The organism is Burkholderia sp. AU31652 (genome assembly GCF_002223155.1).
Taxonomy (GTDB): Bacteria; Pseudomonadota; Gammaproteobacteria; order Burkholderiales; family Burkholderiaceae; genus Burkholderia.
In genome coordinates this window covers 57,735-74,326 of sequence record NZ_NKFG01000005.1, presented here as the reverse complement: position 1 = coordinate 74,326, position 16,592 = coordinate 57,735, and the positions used below count along the sequence as shown (strand labels likewise).

Genomic DNA, 16,592 nt, shown 5'->3' with positions numbered 1-16,592 from the left:
GCCTCACGCGGTCAGGAAATCGAGCAGCGCACGGTTGAAGCCGTCGGTGCACTCGATGTTCGAAATATGCGCGGCGTCGAATTCGACGTGCTGCGCACCCGGAATCGCGGCGGCCAGCGCGCGGCCCTGGTCGGGCGGCGTCGACATGTCCTTCGCGCCGGTCACGACGAGCACCGGCAGCGCGATGCCCTTCACCTCTTCGCGCAGGTCGGCTGCGTTCAGCGCGTCGCAGTTCGCCGCATAGCCGTCCTTGTCGGTATGCACGAAGGTGTCGCGGATCGCATCGAACAGGCGCGGCTCGCGTTCGACGAACGCGTCGGTAAACCAGCGCGGCAGCACGGCGTCGGCGAGCGCGGCCATCCCTTCGGCACGTGCCTTCTGCGCCCGCGGCGCCCACACTTCCGGCGAGCCGATCTTCGCGGCGGTGTTCGACAGCACCGCGCGAACGATGCGCGACGGGAAGCGTGCGGCCAGCGCCGCGCCCGTCAGCCCGCCCATCGAGATCCCGCAGAAATGCGCGCGGGCGATGCCGACGTGGTCGAGCAGGCCGATCACGTCGCCGGCGAGCTGCTCGATCGTGTACGAACCGGCCGGCGCGTCGGAATGGCCGTGGCCGCGCGTGTCGTAGCGGAGGATGTTGAAGTGCTGCGTGAGCAGGCGGATCTGCGGCGCCCACATCTGCAGGTCGGCGCCGAGCGAGTTCGAGAAGACGAGCCACGGCGCGTCGTCGCGCGCCGCACGGTCGATCCGGTAATGCAGTTTCACGCCGTTGACAGTGGCGAAAGGCATCAATGTTCTCCTGGTGATTGCGCGCCCGCGTGCAGCGCGAGCACGGCGTCGACGTAGGCCTGCGCCTCGCCGACGTAATGAGCGGGATCGAGCAGCCGCGCGAGCGCGTCGCGCGACAGGTGGGCCGACACGGTCGCATCGGCGGCGAGCACGTCGAACAGCGTCGCGCCCGTGCGCACGGCTTCCTTCGACGCGTGTTCGACGACGTGATGCGCGTCGAGCCGGCCGATCTTGTCGCCGAGCGCGAGCATCACCGCTTCGCCGAGAATCAGCCCGCGCGTCATGTCGAGGTTCGTGGCCAGGCGCTCGGTGTTCACGTCGAGACCCGCGACGATCTGCGCGATCTGCGCCAGCGCGCCGCCGGTCAGGCGCGCGAGATCGGGCAAGGCATCCCATTCGGCCTGCCAGCCGCCGAGCGCGCGCTCATGCTCCTGCACCATCCCCGCGAACACCGTCGCGACGAGGTTCGGCGCACGCACGGCAGCCGTCAGCACCGCTGCGCAGCCGACCGGGTTGCGCTTGTGCGGCATCGTCGACGAGCCGCCCTTGCCGGCGGCAACGGGCTCGCCGAGCTCGCCGACTTCGGTCTGCATCTGCAGCGACACGTCGCGTGCGATCTTACCGAGCGTACCCGTCAGCATCCCGAAGCAGGACGCGGCTTCCGCGATGCGGTCGCGCTGCGTGTGCCACGGCACGGCCGGGGCCGCGAGCTTCAGGTCGGCCGCCAGCGCGGCCGTGACGCCGGCCGCCTGCTCGCGCAGGCTCGCGAGCGTGCCGGCCGCGCCGCCGAACTGCAGCACGAGCGCACGCTCGCGCAATTCGGTGAAGCGCGCGCGATGGCGCAGCAGCGCATCGAGCCATTGCGCGAATTTCAGGCCGAGCGTGATCGGCAGCGCCTGCTGCAGCCACGTGCGGCCGATCATCGGCGTCGCGCGATGCGTGCGCGCGAGCGCCGCGAGCGATGCGCATGCGTCGTCGAGCATCGGTTCGAGCACGTCGAGCGTGTCGCGCAACTGCAGCACGGTGGCGGTATCGATGATGTCCTGGCTCGTCGCGCCCCAGTGCACGAACTTCGCGGCCTCGGGATCGTCGGCCTTCACTTGCGCGGTGAGCTGCTTGACGAGCGGAATCGCGAGATTGCCGCCGAGCGCCGCGCCGTGCGCGAGCGCGTCGGCGTCGAGCCGGCTCGCATCGCACGCGCGTTCGATCGGTGCGACCGCGGCGGCGGGAATCACCTGCTGCGCCGCGAGCGCGCGCGCGAGTGCGGACTCGACGTCGAGCATCCGCTGGATCGTTGCGCGGGGCGACCAGATCCGGTTGAGCGGCTCGGTGCCGCAGATGAGGGAGGTCAGGCGGGCGCTGTCTTCGAGCATGGCATCAGATTGGGGAAACGGCGTGCGCCTATTGTCCACCCAAGCGTGCCGGCCTGCGCGCAAGCGCACACGCCGGCACGCTCGGGGTTCAGGCAGCGGCCTTTTGCGTCGCGTCGATCAGCGGCACGCCGGTCAGCTTCTGCAGTTCGTCGAACGACAGGTCGGTGAAGATCTCGCTCACGGCGAGGCCATCGGCCGTCACGTCGAGCACGGCGAGATCCGTATAGATGCGGCTCACGCATTGCACGCCGGTGACCGGATACGAGCATTGCGCGACGATCTTGCTCTCGCCCTGCTTCGTCAGGTGCTCCATCATCACGAACACCTGCTTCGCGCCGATCGCGAGATCCATCGCGCCGCCGACCGCCGGAATCGCATCGGGCGCACCCGTATGCCAGTTCGCGAGGTCGCCGTTCGCCGACACCTGGAACGCGCCGAGCACGCAGTAATCGAGGTGGCCGCCGCGCATCATCGCGAACGAATCCGCGTGGTGGAAATACGCGCCGCCGGTGAGCAGCGTGACGTGCTGCTTGCCGGCATTGATCAGTTCGTCGTCTTCCTCGCCGGGCGCGGGCGCGGGGCCCATGCCGAGCAGCCCGTTCTCGCTGTGGAGGAAGATTTCCTTGCTCGGATCGAGGTGGTTCGCCACCAGCGTCGGCACGCCGATGCCGAGGTTCACGTACGCGCCTTCGGGAATGTCCTGGGCGACGCGCTTGGCCATTTCATCGCGGGTCAGTCGTTTCATGTCGGGTCTCCTCAAGCGGCTTGCGATGCGTGTTCGGCGGCCAGCTCGGCCGCGTGCGCGGCCTGCGGCACCTCGACGATGCGCTGGACGAAAATGCCCGGCGTCACGATGTGTTCCGGGTTCAGCGCGCCAAGCGGCACGACTTCCGACACCTGCACGATCGCGACCTTCGCGGCGCTGGCCATGATCGGCCCGAAGTTGCGTGCCGTCTTGCGATAGACGAGATTGCCCCAGCGGTCGCCCTTGTATGCCTTCACGAGCGCGAAATCGGCGTGGATCGGCGTCTCGAACACATACGGCTTGCCGTCGATCACGCGCGTTTCCTTGCCTTCCGCGAGCTTGGTGCCGTAGCCGGTCGGCGTGAAGAAGCCGCCGATGCCGGCGCCCGCCGCGCGGATGCGCTCCGCGAGGTTGCCCTGCGGCACGAGCTCCAGCTCGATCTCGCCGGCGCGGTACAGCCCGTCGAATATCTGCGAGTCGCTCTGGCGCGGGAACGAGCAGATGATCTTGCGCACCTGCTTCGCCTTCAGCAGCGCCGCGAGGCCGGTCTCGCCGTTACCCGCGTTGTTGTTGACGATCGTCAGGTCGCGCGCGCCCTGTTCGATCAGCGCGTCGATCAGCTCGGACGGCATGCCTGCCGTGCCGAAGCCGCCGATCATGATTGTCGCGCCGTCGTGGATGTCGGCCACCGCCGACTGAAGCGATTCGAAAATCTTGTTGACCATGTCTCTTCCTGATACGAACCCGCGGCTCGATGCGCGGCCTGTCGAGGGGACACGCGCGTGCCGCGTGCCGCGCCGGGGCCGATGTCGATCCCGGTTTTGTTCGCTATTCGAACCTAGATTCGATTAGCGAACGATGGGCCGATCATAGAGTCGCGCACAGCGCGTTGTCAAGGCGGGTTGCCTCGGGGGGCGCTGCGTCGTCGAACGGCAAGCCGACGTAGTTTTCGGCGAGCGCCTGCGCGGCGGCCCGCGAGCGCGTCACGTATTTCAGCTCGGCAAACTTCAGGCGATTGACGAACGGCGAGTCTTCAGGCGACGAATGCAGCATGTTCGTCATGAAGTACGAGAAGTGCTCGGCGCGCCACACGCGCTCGAGGCAGGTCGCGGAATACGTGTCGAGCAGCGTCGCGTCGCCGTGGCGGTAGCGCGCGCCGAGCGCGCGGGACAGCGCGCGGACGTCGGCCACCGCCAGGTTCATCCCCTTCGCGCCGGTCGGCGGCACGATATGCGCGGCGTCGCCGGCGAGGAACAGGCGCCCGTGCTGCATCGTCTCGGACACGAAGCTGCGCATCGGCGTCACGCTTTTCTGCGTGATCCGGCCCTCGGTCGGCGTCCAGCCCGTGTCGTTCGAGAAGCGCGTGTGCAATTCGTCCCAGATCCGCGTGTCGGACCATTCGGTGAGATCTTCGTCGGGCTTGCACTGCAGGTACAAGCGCGTGACCGTCGGCGAGCGCATCGAGAACAGCGCGAAACCATTGTCGTGATGCGCGTAGACGAGTTCGTCGAGCGACGGCGCCGCGTCGGCAAGGATGCCGAGCCACGCGAACGGATAGACGCGTTCGAACGTGTTCAGCCGCTCGGCCGGAATCGTCTGGCGCGCGATGCCGTGGAAGCCGTCGCAGCCGGCGATGTAGTCGCAGTCGATGCGGTCTTCGCGGCCGTCGGCATGCTTGAACGTGACGAACGGCTGCTCGCCCTCGACGTCGTGCAGCGCGACGTCGCTTACCTCGAAGTGCATCGCGTGGCCATGCTCGACGCCGGCCGCGATCAGGTCGCGTACCACTTCGTGCTGGCTGTAGACGGTGATCGCGCGCCCGCCGGTCAGCTCGGAGAGGTCGATGCGATGGCGCTGCCCCGAGAACAGCAGTTCGATGCCGTGGTGTTCGAGCCCTTCGCGGCGCATCCGGTCGCCGAGGCCGGCTTCGTTCAGCGTGTCGACCGTGCCCTGCTCCAGCACGCCGGCACGGATGCGGTTCTCGCAGTATTCGCGCGAACGCGCTTCGACGAGGATGGAATCGACGCCTTGCAGGCGCAGCAGATGGGACAGCAGAAGGCCGGACGGGCCGGCGCCGATGATCGCGACTTGGGTGCGCATTGTTCGTCTCCTGAACATTGGTTCGAGTAATGGAACACATTTGAGCGCTTTCCCGACTATGCGGCAACGCGATTCAGGAGATATGTTGTATACGTTTTGACGATACTGGCCTGGCAATGGATGCGCTCGATCTGAACCTCATTCCCTACCTCGTCGCGCTCGACGACACGCGCAACGTGAGCCGCGCGGGCGACCTGCTCGGCGTCAGCCAGCCGCGCGTGAGCACGGCGCTCGGCCGCCTGCGCGAGTACTTCGGCGATCCGCTGTTCGTGCGCACGTCGCGCGGGATGGAGCCGACGCCGCGCGCGCTCGCGCTGCTGCCGGCCGCCCGCGACGCGCTCGCGCAGATCGAGCGCGGCCTCGTCGCGCCGCACGACTTCGACCCGGCCGCGAGCACGCATACGTTCTCGATCGCGCTGTCGGACGTCGGCGAGATCGTGTTCCTGCCGAAGCTGCTGCAGGCGTTCGCGACGCGCGCGCCGCACGCGAACCTGCGCTCGGTCTCGCTCGCGCACGACGAAGTCGGGCGTGGGCTCGAAGCCGGTTCGATCGATCTCGCGGTAGGCTACTTCCCGGATCTCGACGGCAACAACTTCTTCCAACAGCGCTTGTTCACGCACCGGTTCGTGTGCCTGATGCGGCGCGGCCATCCGTTCGAGCAGGCGCCGCCGTTCACGGTCGAGCAGTTCCTCACGTGCGGGCACGCGGTGGTGCGCGCCGAAGGCCGCAGCCAGGAAGTGCTCGAGAAATATCTCGCGAAGCAGCGCATGCAGCGCCGCGCAGTGCTCGAGACGCCACACTTCATGAGCCTGCCGTTCATCCTGAGCCGCACCGACCTGATCGCGACGGTGCCGCACGCGATCGGCTATGCGTATGCGGCGGAACACGCGTTCATCGTGCCGGTCGAACCACCGCTGGCCCTGCCGCGCTTCGACCTGAAGCAGCACTGGCATCGCAAATATCACAACGATCCTCGCACCGCGTGGCTGCGCGGCGTCGTCGCGTCGCTGTTCAACGACGAGCAGGACGAATGGCCGAAGTGAAGTGAGTGCCGGGCCGCACACGCGCCCCGCGAAAGCATGAAACAATGCCCGGATTCCGCGCCGCCCCGGCGGCGGCATTCGATGGAGCAGATAGATGGCTAAAAAGAAGTCCGCGCGGCCCGAGCCGGCCGCATCCCGACCGAGCCGCGAAGAAGCGGAAGACGCGGTTCGCGTGCTGTTGCGCTGGGCCGGCGACGATCCCGCGCGCGAAGGCCTGATCGACACGCCCGCACGCGTCGTGCGCGCCTATGAGCAATTCTTCGCCGGCTATGCGGTGGAGCCGCGCGACATCCTCGCGCGCACGTTCAGCGAAGTCGACGGCTACGACGAAATGATCGTGCTGAAGGACATCCGTTTCGAGAGCTACTGCGAGCACCACATGGTGCCGATCATCGGCCGCGCGCACGTCGCGTATCTGCCGAATCATCGCGTGGTCGGCATCTCGAAGCTCGCGCGCCTCGTCGACGCGTTCGCGAAGCGCCTGCAGATCCAGGAAAAGATGACCGTGCAGATCGCCGACACGCTGTTCGACGTGCTGCAGCCGAAGGGCGTCGGCGTGATCCTCGAAGCCGCGCACCAGTGCATTTCCACACGCGGCGTGCACAAGCCGGGCGTCGAGATGGTCACGTCACGCATGCTCGGCTCATTCCGCACCGATCCGTCGACGCGGCGCGAATTCCTGTCGATCGTCGCGAATCCTTCTTCCGTGAATCTGACGAATACGTAATGGAGCAGACGAAGCAAGCGGCGCACGCGCCCGTCGTGCTCGTGACCGGCGCCGCACGCCGGGCCGGGCGCGCGTTCGCCGAGTATTTCGCCGCGCACGGCTATCGCACCGCGGTGCATTACGACCGGTCGGCCGATGCCGCGCAGGCGGCGGCCCGTGCGATCGCCGAACGCGGGCACGATTCGGTCGCGCTGCAGGCCGACCTGTCGGATGCCGCGCAGATCACCGCGCTGATCGACCAGGTGTATGCGCGCTTCGGGCGCCTCGACGTGCTCGTCAACAACGCGTCGGTGTTCTGGCAGGACCATTTCCCGAGCTTCGACCTCGCGGCGTTCGATCAGGCGTGGGCCGTCAACTGCCGCGCGCCGATCCTGCTCACGCGCGCGTTCTACGAACGGGCCCGCGCGGCCGGCACGCAGGGTGTCGTCGTGAATGTGGTCGATCAGAAGATCAAGGAAAACTTTCACCGCGACCATTTCAGCTATACGGTCGCGAAGGCCGCGCTCGGCAACCTCACGCAGATGCTCGCGCTGTCGTCCGCGCCGGTGCTGCGCGTGAATGCTGTGTTCCCCGGGCTGATGCTGCCGAGCGACGACCAGACGCAGGCCGACTTCGAGCACGCGAGCCGCGCATCGACGCCGCTCGCGCGCATCGCGGGCCCCGACGACGTCGCGAGCGCGATCCTGATGCTGACGGGCAACGCGTACAACGGTGTGGATTTCGTCGTCGATGCGGGGCAGAACCTGATCCGCGTCGACCAGGACGTGCTGTACAAGCACCGCGCGCCCGACCGCAAGCACTGACCGGTGCGCGCGTCGACGGCCGGCAGCCGTCGGCCGCGCGCCGCGTTACGGCTTGTCAGCGCTCCCGCCTTCTCGAACCTTGCCCTGCGCGACGCTCGTGCCGGGCGGCACGCTGTGCGTAAGCCACACGTTGCCGCCGATCACCGAGCCGCGCCCGATCGTCACACGGCCGAGAATCGTCGCGCCCGCGTAGATCACCACGTCGTCCTCGACGATCGGGTGCCGCGCATTGCCCTTGACCAGCGCGCCTTCGCCATCGGCGGGGAAGCTCTTCGCGCCGAGCGTGACGGCCTGGTACACGCGCACGCGCTCGCCGATGATCGCCGTCTCGCCGATCACGACGCCCGTGCCGTGGTCGATGAAGAAGCTCGGGCCGATCTGCGCGCCCGGGTGGATGTCGATGCCGGTCGCCGAGTGGGCGATTTCATTGATGAATCGCGCCAGCAGCGGCACGCCCAGCTGGTGCAGCGCATGCGCGAGCCGGTGATGCATCATCGCCAGCACGCCGGGGTAGCACAGCAGGATCTCGGTGATGTGCTGCGCGGCCGGATCGCCTGCATAGGCCGCCTGGATATCGCTGACGAGCAGCGCGCGGACCGCCGGCAACTGTCGGCCGAATTCGCGCGCGATTTCGAACGCGCGTTCGTCGAGCTCCGCGAATGGCGTATCGGCATGCTCGGGCAGGAACGGCAGCGCACGGCGGATCTGTTCGGACAGAATGCGCAGCGTGCTTTCGAGCGTGTGGCCGACGTAGAAGTCGACGCTTTCGTCGGTCAGATCCGGTGCGCCGTAGTGCGTCGGAAACATCGACGCGCGCAGGCCGGTCACAATCTTGCAGATTGCATCGCGCGACGGCAGTTCGCGAATGCCGCGCGGATGGCGCGTGCGATGGAGTTCCTCGCGCGACTCGCGCAAGCCGGCAACGATTTCTTCAAGGCCCCACTGACGGGCGGGTGATGTCGACATATGCCAATGCAGGCGGCCGCGCTCGGTCGCACGGCCGCTAATAAAGTGACGGGTTCCGCAAGATTACCGCGTTTTCCGTCCGGGAGCGGCACGCCGGGGATCGGCCGGACGGCCGATGCCACGGGATCGCGACGGCGTCAGATCGTGATGCTGCTCGCGTCGATCCATCGCACGGCCCAGTCGCGCGCGTGCGCGATCGCGTCGCCTTCGTCGTTGAACTGGAGTTCGATCGGGAAAAATCGGTTCGCAACGAGTTCCCCGTCGCTCGATCGGGAGATCACGACGTAGGGTTTGAACGAACCGTCACTGGCGCGCGCGGGCGCGCAGTTCAACAGATAACCGCGGTGCGTGAAGGCAGTAGTCGCTTGCATGAATCCGCCACCTCTAGTCCCTTGCTTTGTTGTTCACTACCCGTCTTTAAGGGGTGCTGCGGCCCCCCGGCGCGGGCAGAGGCGGCGCGACTGAATCCCCTGTCGCCGCTTCGCAGGAAAAGAATCATACTCTGTAGAAAACGGGTCTTCTAGCTGAAATAAATCATGACAAATCAGTGCGCGTCGCGCGACCGCGGCGATCGCCCGCGCGCCTTTTCCCGTCACGCCCGGAACGGGATTTGCTTCGATCCGGAACGCTTCGCCGCGAGGAGAGCCGCGATGGAATCATCCGGTCAAACCAATCGCTCGCGTCCGCGCAGCATCGAGCTCGACAACGACGACACGCACGACAGCACGGTCGACACCGACGGCAAGAACCGCGAGGCGGCACGCCTTGCCGGCGGCGGGCCGATCTCGCCCGACGAAATCACGCGCAGCAACGCGTCGCTGGTCAATGCGATGCCGGAAGCCGGCGACGGCTTCGCCGGTTTCGACAGCCGCCCCGGCGGCAATCATCCGGCGTTCGCGCTGCGTGCCGGCTACATGGTGATCGAGAAGGGCTTCGACGCGCCGCCGCCCCTGAGCGACGCGCTGTTCGGCCCCGTCCACCGGATGTACGGCAGCACGTACTGGCCCGGCCACCAGCGTCGGCCAGAGCGCGTCTTCGAGCTGACGCCCGTGCCGAGATAGCCGGCGCGGCGTTTGAATCGATCGTTCGTTTGCGAACCGGTATCGGCAAACTAGCCGATGGCTGGGGATCGGCGTACGCGACCGTGCGCCGATCGTGCACCGGTAATCGCGCGGTGCACGATGCACGAACGAATGATTCCGCGCAGCAGCGCGGGCGGCGTCATGCACACCGTGAATTGCACCGACGCACATGCGTTGATCGAGGTCATGTCGAAACGGCGCGGTTGCGATTGAATGGCGATGCGGGCAATGCATCCGCGTGACTGTCGTGTCGTGTCGATGCGATCGGCGTGCGCGGCGAGGCGTGTGCGTGCGCCACACGCGACACCGATGCGCGCGCATGCCTTCCCGCCGACGATGCAGACAACAGCGACCACCACGTCGCACGACATGCGTCGCGTGTCGCGTGTCGCGTGTCACAGCATACGTAGGTGCCTGGCCGTGCGCCGCGCAAACGGAAGCGACGCCGCCGCGCGGCACGACCGGCACCTCACTGCAAAGTCCCTGCCATTGGTTTACTCTGCCTCGCAGCATTGCGCATTGCCCAGCCCGATCGGCCATCCGGCCGACTTCGTTTCAACCCGCCACTCGGAGACACTATGTACAAGCGTATTCTGGTTGCCGTCGACGGCAGCGACACGTCCCGCCATGCGTTCGATGCCGCGCTGGCGCTCGCGAAATCGCACGGCGCCGAGCTGCAACCGTTCTACGTCGTCGAGAACGCCGCGATCTACTACAACGTGCCCGGCTACGATCCGTCCGTGCTGCGCGATCAGCTCGTCGCGCAGGGCAACGCACTCGCGAAGGATTTCACCGCGCTGATGCAGGCAGCGGGCGTAAAGGGCGAGACGAAGCTGGGCGAAGCGACGTCGCTCAACGAAGTGTCGTCGCTGATCCTCGACGGCGCGAAAGCGTTCGATGCCGATCTGCTCGTACTCGGCACGCACGGCCGCCGCGGGTTCCGCCGTCTCGTGCTCGGCAGCATCGCCGAGCAGTGCGTGCGCCACGCGACGCTGCCCGTGCTGCTGATTCCGGCGGCCGCCAACGTCGACGAAACGGTTGCGTAAGCAGCGTTCGGCATGCGCGGGCAGTCGCGACGTTTTGTCACCCGACAGCGGCAAGTTGCGGTGGGACAATGATTCCGTCGATTCAACGCCGGAGTAAACGATCATGCTGACGCCCGTCGCCACACGTCCCGCCGCCACGCCTCATGCCGGTAGCTGGGCTCCTCGCCAGGCCGCGCACTGCTCGTCGTGCGCCATGCGGCACCTGTGCATGCCGCAGGGCCTGGCGCCCGAAGCGCTCAGTCGCCTCGAGTCGGTCATCTGCGCGGCGCGCCCCGTCAAGCGCGGCGAAGCGCTGTTCCGCGAAGGCGACGCATTCGACAACCTGTACGCGGTGCGCTCGGGCTCGTTGAAAACCGTCGCGACGCGCCACGACGGCCGCGAGCAGGTCACCGGCCTGCATCTCGCCGGCGAAGCGCTCGGCCTCGACGGCATCTGCGACGACACGCATCCGCGCACCGCGGTCGCGCTGGAAGACAGCTCGGTCTGCGTGATTCCGTACAGCGCGCTCAAGACGCTCTGCTCGGAAGCCGGTTCGATGCAGTTGCGCATGCACAAGCTGATGAGCGAACAGATCGTGCGCGAAACGTCGCAAACGATGCTGCTCGGTTCGCTGAATGCCGAAGAGCGCGTCGCCGCGTTCCTGCTCGACGTCTCGTCGCGCTACCTGAAGCGCGGGTACTCGCCGTCGGAATTCAACCTGCGGATGACGCGCGAAGACATCGGCAGCTACCTCGGCATGACGCTCGAAACGGTCAGCCGCACACTGTCGAAATTCCAGAAGCGCGGCCTGATCGAAATGCAGGGCCGCCACGTCCAGATCGTCGATTTCGACGGCCTGCATCACGTCTGATGTGATGCCGCACGGCGCGCACCTCGCGCGCGCCGCCTGCGTCACGCGATCGGTCAATCGAGAAACAGCGCGGCGCGCGCCTTCAGCGCCGCGCTGAAATCGTCGAGCCAGCCGATCGACAAACGCCAGCTCTGCCAGTAAAGGTCGATGTCGATCGTTCGCCCGCGCGACATGTCGACCAGTTCACCCGCCGCCAGTTGGCGGTCGACCATCCGGTCCGGACACATCCCCCATCCCAATCCCGTTTCGCACGCACGCAGGTAGCCCGCGACGTGCGGTATCCAGTGCTGCGGCGGATCGAGATCCGCGCGCGTCACGCGCCGGATGAAACGCGCCTGCAGCCCGTCCTTCGGATTGAACATCACGCACGGCGCGCGGCGCAGCGCATCGCGCGTGATGCCCACGTCGAAGTAGCGCGCGTAAAACGCCGGCGAGCACACCGCTCGATAGCGGATGCGCCCGAGCCGCTCCGATCGGCACCCCTGGATCGGCTCGGCCTGCGCGGTCACCGCGCCCTGCACGCTGCCGTCGCGAATGCGCGACGCGGTGTAATCCTGGTCGTCGATCACGAGGTCGAGCAACGTCTCGCGCTCCGTGCAGAACGGCCCGACCGCGTCGATGAACCACGTCGCGACGCTGTCGTCGTTGACGGCCACGCGCAACGTCGGCCACGTGCTCGCGATCTGGCCCGGCAATGCGGGCATCCGGCCGCCCAGCTCGGCCTCGAGCAGTTGCACGCGCTCGGTATGGCGGCACAGCAGCGCACCCGACGTCGTCGCGACGCATGGCTGCCCGCGCTTGACGAGCACGCTGCCGACCCGCTCCTCCAGCAGTTTCACGCGCTGCGACACGGCCGACGCCGTGACGTTCAGCTCCTTGGCCGCCCGCTCGAACGAGCCGTGCCGGATCACGGCCGCGAGGGCATCGAGCAACGCGTAGTCGAGCATTAGATTTCCTTAATCGGCATTAGGTGATTTAGCTTCTCTTATTTTCAGGCTGACCGCAGACTAGCGCTACCCGATTCATTCGTCTACTGCTTCCACTGTTGTCACCCACCATGAACTGGCTCGCTTTTTCTCACGGCGCCGTACTCTGCGGCTCGCTCATCGTCACCATCGGCGCACAGAACGCATTCGTGCTGCGGCAGGGCATCATGCGCTCGCACGTCGGCAAGATCGTGCTGCTGTGCGCACTGTCCGACATGATCCTGATCGGCGCGGGCGTCGGCGGCGCGTCGGCGCTCGTCGAACGCTATCCGACCTTCGTCCACGCGGTGCTGTACGTCGGCCTCGCGTATCTCGCGTGGTTCGGCATCAATGCGCTGCGCCGCGCGTTCAAGCCGGGCCACGAAACGCTCGACGTGCGCGGCGACGCGGTCGCGCCGCCGCCGCAGAGCGGCCTCGCGATCGTGCTGATGACGCTCGCGTTCACGTGGCTCAACCCGCACGTGTATCTCGACACGTTCCTGCTGATCGGCACGGCCGGCGCACGCGAGCCGGAAGGCGCGCGGCTCGCGTTCGCGATCGGCGCAATGTCGGTCAGCGTCGTGTGGTTCCTCGGGCTCGGCTACGGTGCGCGGCTGCTGGCGCCGTGGTTCCGCAAGGCCATGGCGTGGCGCGTACTGGATGGCGCAATCGGCAGCATGGTGCTGTTTCTCGCGGCGGTGCAGTTGCGCTGACCGGCTCACCGTCGCACGGGCGGCCGCTCGCCGCCCGTCGTCCCCGCCCGCTTCGGCGCAATGCCGGAACATCCACGTTCCCGCCCTCCCACCTGCTTCCGCCCACGCGCCGTTCCGCGTCAAGTCGCGCCAGCCGCGACAAAAATCGGTTCCTGATCGAACGCAGCCACACGAAGTACCCACGCAACGGACGGAGCGTCCGTCATCCGCGTCAGGCCGTCCGCCATCGCGACGGTGCGCCGCCTGCACGATTCGGAGCGATCGGCGAGAATGTCCGGCGTCCCGCGACAACGGCGTGACCGCACCACGTACCCCGTCGTCTCGCCGTGATCGTCTCGGCCCATCCCGCAGTTCCATTCCGTCACCCGCAGATATCGGAGCAGAACATGGCACTACGCACCCTCGGCACATCGAACATCCAGGTTTCGCCGCTCGCGTTCGGCGGCAACGTCTTCGGCTGGACCGTCGACGAGAACACGTCGTTTGCGCTGCTCGACGCGCTCGCCGACACCGGCATCAACTTCATCGACACGGCCGACGTCTACTCGGCCTGGGTACCCGGCAACCACGGCGGCGAATCGGAAACGATCATCGGCAAGTGGCTCAAGCGCTCCGGCAAGCGCGAGCAGGTCGTGATCGCGACCAAGGTCGGCCTGCTGGGCGCGCGCGCGGGGTTGTCGAAAGACAACATCCTGAAGGCGGTAGACGATTCGCTGCGCCGCCTGCAGACCGACTACATCGACCTGTATTTCTCGCATCGCGACCTCGCCGATACGGCCCCGCTCGAAGAAACGCTCGGCGCCTATCAAACGCTGATCGACGCGGGCAAGGTGCGGATCATCGGCGCATCGAACTACAGCGGCGCACGGCTGCGCGAAGCGGCCGACATCAGCAAGCGCGACGGCCTGCCCGCCTACCAGGTCATCCAGCCCGAATACAACCTGCTCGACCGCGCCGACTACGAACGCGATCTCGAACCGGTCGTGCGCGACCTGAAGCTCGGTGTCGTCAACTACTACGCGCTCGCGAGCGGCTTCCTGTCGGGCAAGTACCGCAGCGAGGCCGACCTGAAGAAGAGCGTGCGCGGCGATCGCGTCGCCGGGTATCTCAATGAACGCGGGCTGCGCATCCTCGCGGCACTCGACGCGGTGGCGGCGAAGCACGGCACGCAGCCGGCCGCCATCGCGCTCGCCTGGCAGATCGCGCGGCCGACGATCACCGCGCCGATCGCCAGCGCGACGTCGCTGGCGCAGTTGGCATCGCTCGGCGAAGCGATCCGCGTTCAGCTCGATCAGGACGACATTCGCCGGATCGACGAAGCCAGCGCGGCCTGAAGTCAGCTGTAGCAGGCCGGTCGATCGGATCGCGCAGTCCGCGCGGTTCCGCGACCGGCCGGTGTCATGTGCGCGCGCTTGTCACGGCATTCGCGGGGGCGGGTCATTCGTGAGTGGCGGGTGAGTACAATGGCGCGCGTCCGGGCGGCCCGCCGCACAATCTGCGATGCGTCGGTGGTGCCGCGCATCGTGTCCGGCAATACGAACGCTCCGACGATCATGATGTCGGAACGCTGCGCCGAATTCATGCTCGCGGAGTAACGCAACGCGGCGCGCGGGCGTTTTCGTTCACGACAATAAAAAGACGGCGCGTGAGACACGCGCCGCCGCTCCCTCTGCATCACCTGCCGGAATCAGCCCCGTCCGCCCGCGCCGCCTCGCGCAGCGCCATCGGCGACGCGCCATAGCGCTCGCGAATCGCACGGCTGAAATGAGCCTGGCTCGAAAAGCCCCAGCGGAACGCGATTTCGCCGACGCTCGTCTTGCGCAGCCGCGCATCGGTCAGCTCGCGATACGCATGCGACAACCGTTCCGACCAGATGTGCTGCGTGATCGACTCGCCTTCGGCTGCGAAGAGCCGGCTCAGATGCCGCAGCGACAGCCCGACCGCGTCGGCGACGGCCTGCGGCCCGAGTTCCGGATCGCCGAGATGCGTCGCGACGTACTGCTTCGCGGTCAGCAGATACGACAGCGACGCACGTGAGGCACCCGCACCGTTCACCTCCGCATCGATGAGTTCCGCGACCAGCGTGCGCGTGTGTTCGGCGAACTGCGCGGCGTCACGCTCGACCGGATCCTTCATGAAGCGCTCGACGCTCGCGCGCAACGTCGCGCCAAGCATCGCGCCCGCGCCCGGTTTCGGCGCGATCCGCAGCGGCAGCGCCGCCAGTTCCGCATCGAGCCGGTCGTCGAACGTCGTGATCGGGATATCGATCAGCAGCTGCCGCATCGGCGTCAGGAATCCGAACAGATAGGGCACGCGCGTGTCGTAGACGACGACATCGCCGGCGTCCGCGAGCAGGCAACGGTCTCGCTGGATGAAATACGCGCGCCCGCTCAGGATCTGGCACGCAAACAGCGACTCCTTCGGCAACTGGCGCACCAGCGCGGGGCTGCGCTCGATCACGTGATCCTGGCCGCTGATGTCCGCGATGCCGAGGCCCGGCAACGCGATATCGGTCTTCTCGACCTCGAGCCCGGCCGGCGACAGCGACGAACAGCGCAGCCCGACCAGCGTCGCCGCATTGAACGCATCCCAGTACGCCATCCTGTCGCGCGCCGGCACGTCGGCCGTCGAGCCTCGCGTGCGGGAAAAAACGGTCGAATTCGTCACGTCGCCTCCTGCGGGCGCCTGTCGTGCGGAGCGGCACGGATTGGGGGATGGTTCGTCTGGATTCTGGTGCGATGCAATGTCCGGCGCGGTCAAGCAATTCGTCCAGCCCAGTCAAGAGCGGCGCGCACCGGCTGGCTACAGTCGAGCCCACGACAACTGATACCTAAGGAGACAAACCGTGGTCGACAAAGCCGTAGCCGAATTCTGGCAAAACATCCCGCCGATTGCCAATCCGTTCAAGCCCGATGCGCTGCCCGAAGCGTACATCGCGAACGCGGCCACCGACGACGAGCGCTATTACGTTCCGTTCACCGAAACGGTTTCGTCGCGGCCGCTGTGGATCTCGCCGTCGCAGAACAAATGGTGCGACATCCTGATGGCGAAGGAAGCCGGGCTCGTGAACCGGCACTATCACCCGCACGAGGTGTTCGCTTACACGCTGTCGGGAAAGTGGGGTTATCTGGAGCACGAATGGACCGCGACGCGCGGCGACTTCGTGTACGAGACGCCAGGCGAAGGCCACACGCTCGTCGCGTTCGATCACCCGGAGCCGATGCGCGCGTTCTTCATCGTGAAGGGGCCGCTGATCTGGCTCGACGAAGCAGGCAATCCAGACGGCTACTTCGACGTGCATTCGTACATCGCGATGTGCAAGGCGCATTACGAGAAGGTCGGCCTCGGCGCGCAAGCGATCGACAAGCTGTTCCGCTGACGCGCGGCGAG

18 protein-coding genes are annotated in these 16,592 nt (G+C 67.0%); 9 read left to right on the top strand and 9 right to left on the bottom strand.

The window, feature by feature from the left end; all coding sequences use genetic code 11:
• Positions 1-3: 3 nt before the first annotated feature.
• From pcaD to pobA, 5 genes are all read right to left on the bottom strand, one after another.
• Entirely contained in the window at positions 4-789 is a 786-nt protein-coding gene (gene pcaD / locus CFB40_RS17785; RefSeq protein ID WP_089431931.1) for a 3-oxoadipate enol-lactonase, read from the bottom strand.
• A complete protein-coding gene (locus tag CFB40_RS17780) occupies positions 789-2,162 on the bottom strand; it encodes a 3-carboxy-cis,cis-muconate cycloisomerase (RefSeq protein WP_089431930.1) in 1,374 nt (457 codons plus the stop codon). The genes pcaD and CFB40_RS17780 overlap by 1 nt, the downstream gene beginning before the upstream one ends.
• Before the next feature lie 88 nt (positions 2,163-2,250).
• Positions 2,251-2,907 (bottom strand): CoA transferase subunit B, encoded by a 657-nt coding sequence (locus CFB40_RS17775; protein ID WP_089431929.1) that lies wholly within the window; start codon positions 2,905-2,907, stop codon positions 2,251-2,253.
• Positions 2,908-2,918: 11 nt separating this feature from the next.
• A complete protein-coding gene (locus CFB40_RS17770) occupies positions 2,919-3,632 on the bottom strand; it encodes a 3-oxoacid CoA-transferase subunit A (RefSeq protein ID WP_011356717.1) in 714 nt (237 codons plus the stop codon).
• Positions 3,633-3,774: 142 nt separating this feature from the next.
• Positions 3,775-5,007 carry a 4-hydroxybenzoate 3-monooxygenase gene (pobA, locus tag CFB40_RS17765; protein WP_089428672.1) on the bottom strand — a complete coding sequence of 411 codons (1,233 nt, stop codon included), beginning with the start codon at positions 5,005-5,007 and terminating at the stop codon, positions 3,775-3,777.
• Between the two features lie 116 nt (positions 5,008-5,123).
• Here pobA and CFB40_RS17760 point away from each other — a divergent pair, with 116 nt between their 5' ends.
• The 3 genes from CFB40_RS17760 (at position 5,124) to CFB40_RS17750 (ending at position 7,580) form a co-directional block, all read left to right on the top strand.
• On the top strand, positions 5,124-6,050 hold the full coding sequence (locus CFB40_RS17760) for a LysR family transcriptional regulator (RefSeq protein ID WP_069250399.1): 927 nt from the start codon (positions 5,124-5,126) through the stop codon (positions 6,048-6,050).
• A gap of 94 nt (positions 6,051-6,144) precedes the next feature.
• Positions 6,145-6,777, top strand: a complete 633-nt coding sequence (gene folE, locus CFB40_RS17755; protein ID WP_089428673.1) for a GTP cyclohydrolase I FolE — start codon at positions 6,145-6,147, stop codon at positions 6,775-6,777.
• The gene (locus CFB40_RS17750) at positions 6,777-7,580 is read left to right on the top strand and encodes an SDR family oxidoreductase (protein ID WP_089431928.1); all 804 of its coding nucleotides are present in this window, start codon (positions 6,777-6,779) and stop codon (positions 7,578-7,580) included. Before folE ends, CFB40_RS17750 begins: the two co-directional genes overlap by 1 nt.
• A gap of 45 nt (positions 7,581-7,625) precedes the next feature.
• On the opposite strand, the gene epsC is transcribed toward CFB40_RS17750, so the two are convergent.
• Together epsC and CFB40_RS17740 are read right to left on the bottom strand one after the other, a co-directional pair.
• Positions 7,626-8,546 carry a serine O-acetyltransferase EpsC gene (epsC, locus tag CFB40_RS17745; protein WP_046548857.1) on the bottom strand — a complete coding sequence of 307 codons (921 nt, stop codon included), beginning with the start codon at positions 8,544-8,546 and terminating at the stop codon, positions 7,626-7,628.
• Positions 8,547-8,683: 137 nt separating this feature from the next.
• A complete protein-coding gene (locus CFB40_RS17740; protein WP_011356723.1) occupies positions 8,684-8,917 on the bottom strand; it encodes a hypothetical protein in 234 nt (77 codons plus the stop codon).
• 279 nt (positions 8,918-9,196) lie between these two features.
• On the opposite strand from CFB40_RS17740, the gene CFB40_RS17735 reads away from it, so the two are divergent.
• From CFB40_RS17735 to fnr, 3 genes are all read left to right on the top strand, one after another.
• Positions 9,197-9,607, top strand: coding sequence for a DUF3005 domain-containing protein (locus CFB40_RS17735; RefSeq protein ID WP_089428675.1), 411 nt, complete (start codon positions 9,197-9,199; stop codon positions 9,605-9,607).
• 599 nt (positions 9,608-10,206) lie between these two features.
• A complete protein-coding gene (locus CFB40_RS17730) occupies positions 10,207-10,674 on the top strand; it encodes a universal stress protein (RefSeq protein WP_089431927.1) in 468 nt (155 codons plus the stop codon).
• A 103-nt stretch (positions 10,675-10,777) separates the two neighbouring features.
• Entirely contained in the window at positions 10,778-11,524 is a 747-nt protein-coding gene (fnr, locus tag CFB40_RS17725) for a fumarate/nitrate reduction transcriptional regulator Fnr (protein WP_085038217.1), read from the top strand.
• A 53-nt stretch (positions 11,525-11,577) separates the two neighbouring features.
• Here the strand turns inward: fnr and CFB40_RS17720 are convergent, their stop codons facing one another.
• Complete coding sequence (locus CFB40_RS17720) at positions 11,578-12,471, bottom strand: LysR family transcriptional regulator ArgP (protein ID WP_089431926.1); 894 nt, start codon at positions 12,469-12,471, stop codon at positions 11,578-11,580.
• Positions 12,472-12,581: 110 nt separating this feature from the next.
• On the opposite strand from CFB40_RS17720, the gene CFB40_RS17715 reads away from it, so the two are divergent.
• The gene (locus CFB40_RS17715) at positions 12,582-13,202 is read left to right on the top strand and encodes a LysE/ArgO family amino acid transporter (protein ID WP_089431925.1); all 621 of its coding nucleotides are present in this window, start codon (positions 12,582-12,584) and stop codon (positions 13,200-13,202) included.
• Positions 13,203-13,588: 386 nt separating this feature from the next.
• On the top strand, positions 13,589-14,536 hold the full coding sequence (locus tag CFB40_RS17710) for an aldo/keto reductase (protein WP_089431924.1): 948 nt from the start codon (positions 13,589-13,591) through the stop codon (positions 14,534-14,536).
• 340 nt (positions 14,537-14,876) lie between these two features.
• Here CFB40_RS17710 and CFB40_RS17705 read toward each other — a convergent pair whose 3' ends face one another.
• Positions 14,877-15,869, bottom strand: coding sequence for a helix-turn-helix domain-containing protein (locus CFB40_RS17705; RefSeq protein ID WP_089431923.1), 993 nt, complete (start codon positions 15,867-15,869; stop codon positions 14,877-14,879).
• A 178-nt stretch (positions 15,870-16,047) separates the two neighbouring features.
• Here CFB40_RS17705 and CFB40_RS17700 point away from each other — a divergent pair, with 178 nt between their 5' ends.
• The gene (locus tag CFB40_RS17700; protein ID WP_089428683.1) at positions 16,048-16,581 is read left to right on the top strand and encodes a 2,4'-dihydroxyacetophenone dioxygenase family protein; all 534 of its coding nucleotides are present in this window, start codon (positions 16,048-16,050) and stop codon (positions 16,579-16,581) included.
• The last annotated feature ends 11 nt before the right edge of the window (positions 16,582-16,592 follow it).

Excerpts from the sequence above, each read along its gene's own strand:
- fnr (WP_085038217.1), top strand. The coding sequence starts at position 10,778 with ATGCTGACGCCCGTCGCCACACGTCCCGCCGCCACGCCTCATGCCGGT.
- pobA (WP_089428672.1), bottom strand. The coding sequence starts at position 5,007 with ATGCGCACCCAAGTCGCGATCATCGGCGCCGGCCCGTCCGGCCTTCTG.
- CFB40_RS17750 (WP_089431928.1), top strand. The coding sequence starts at position 6,777 with ATGGAGCAGACGAAGCAAGCGGCGCACGCGCCCGTCGTGCTCGTGACC.
- CFB40_RS17740 (WP_011356723.1), bottom strand. The coding sequence starts at position 8,917 with ATGCAAGCGACTACTGCCTTCACGCACCGCGGTTATCTGTTGAACTGC.
- CFB40_RS17775 (WP_089431929.1), bottom strand. The coding sequence starts at position 2,907 with ATGAAACGACTGACCCGCGATGAAATGGCCAAGCGCGTCGCCCAGGAC.
- CFB40_RS17780 (WP_089431930.1), bottom strand. The coding sequence starts at position 2,162 with ATGCTCGAAGACAGCGCCCGCCTGACCTCCCTCATCTGCGGCACCGAG.
- folE (WP_089428673.1), top strand. The coding sequence starts at position 6,145 with ATGGCTAAAAAGAAGTCCGCGCGGCCCGAGCCGGCCGCATCCCGACCG.
- CFB40_RS17715 (WP_089431925.1), top strand. The coding sequence starts at position 12,582 with ATGAACTGGCTCGCTTTTTCTCACGGCGCCGTACTCTGCGGCTCGCTC.
- CFB40_RS17735 (WP_089428675.1), top strand. The coding sequence starts at position 9,197 with ATGGAATCATCCGGTCAAACCAATCGCTCGCGTCCGCGCAGCATCGAG.
- CFB40_RS17760 (WP_069250399.1), top strand. The coding sequence starts at position 5,124 with ATGGATGCGCTCGATCTGAACCTCATTCCCTACCTCGTCGCGCTCGAC.
- pcaD (WP_089431931.1), bottom strand. The coding sequence starts at position 789 with ATGCCTTTCGCCACTGTCAACGGCGTGAAACTGCATTACCGGATCGAC.
- CFB40_RS17710 (WP_089431924.1), top strand. The coding sequence starts at position 13,589 with ATGGCACTACGCACCCTCGGCACATCGAACATCCAGGTTTCGCCGCTC.
- CFB40_RS17770 (WP_011356717.1), bottom strand. The coding sequence starts at position 3,632 with ATGGTCAACAAGATTTTCGAATCGCTTCAGTCGGCGGTGGCCGACATC.
- CFB40_RS17730 (WP_089431927.1), top strand. The coding sequence starts at position 10,207 with ATGTACAAGCGTATTCTGGTTGCCGTCGACGGCAGCGACACGTCCCGC.
- epsC (WP_046548857.1), bottom strand. The coding sequence starts at position 8,546 with ATGTCGACATCACCCGCCCGTCAGTGGGGCCTTGAAGAAATCGTTGCC.
- CFB40_RS17720 (WP_089431926.1), bottom strand. The coding sequence starts at position 12,471 with ATGCTCGACTACGCGTTGCTCGATGCCCTCGCGGCCGTGATCCGGCAC.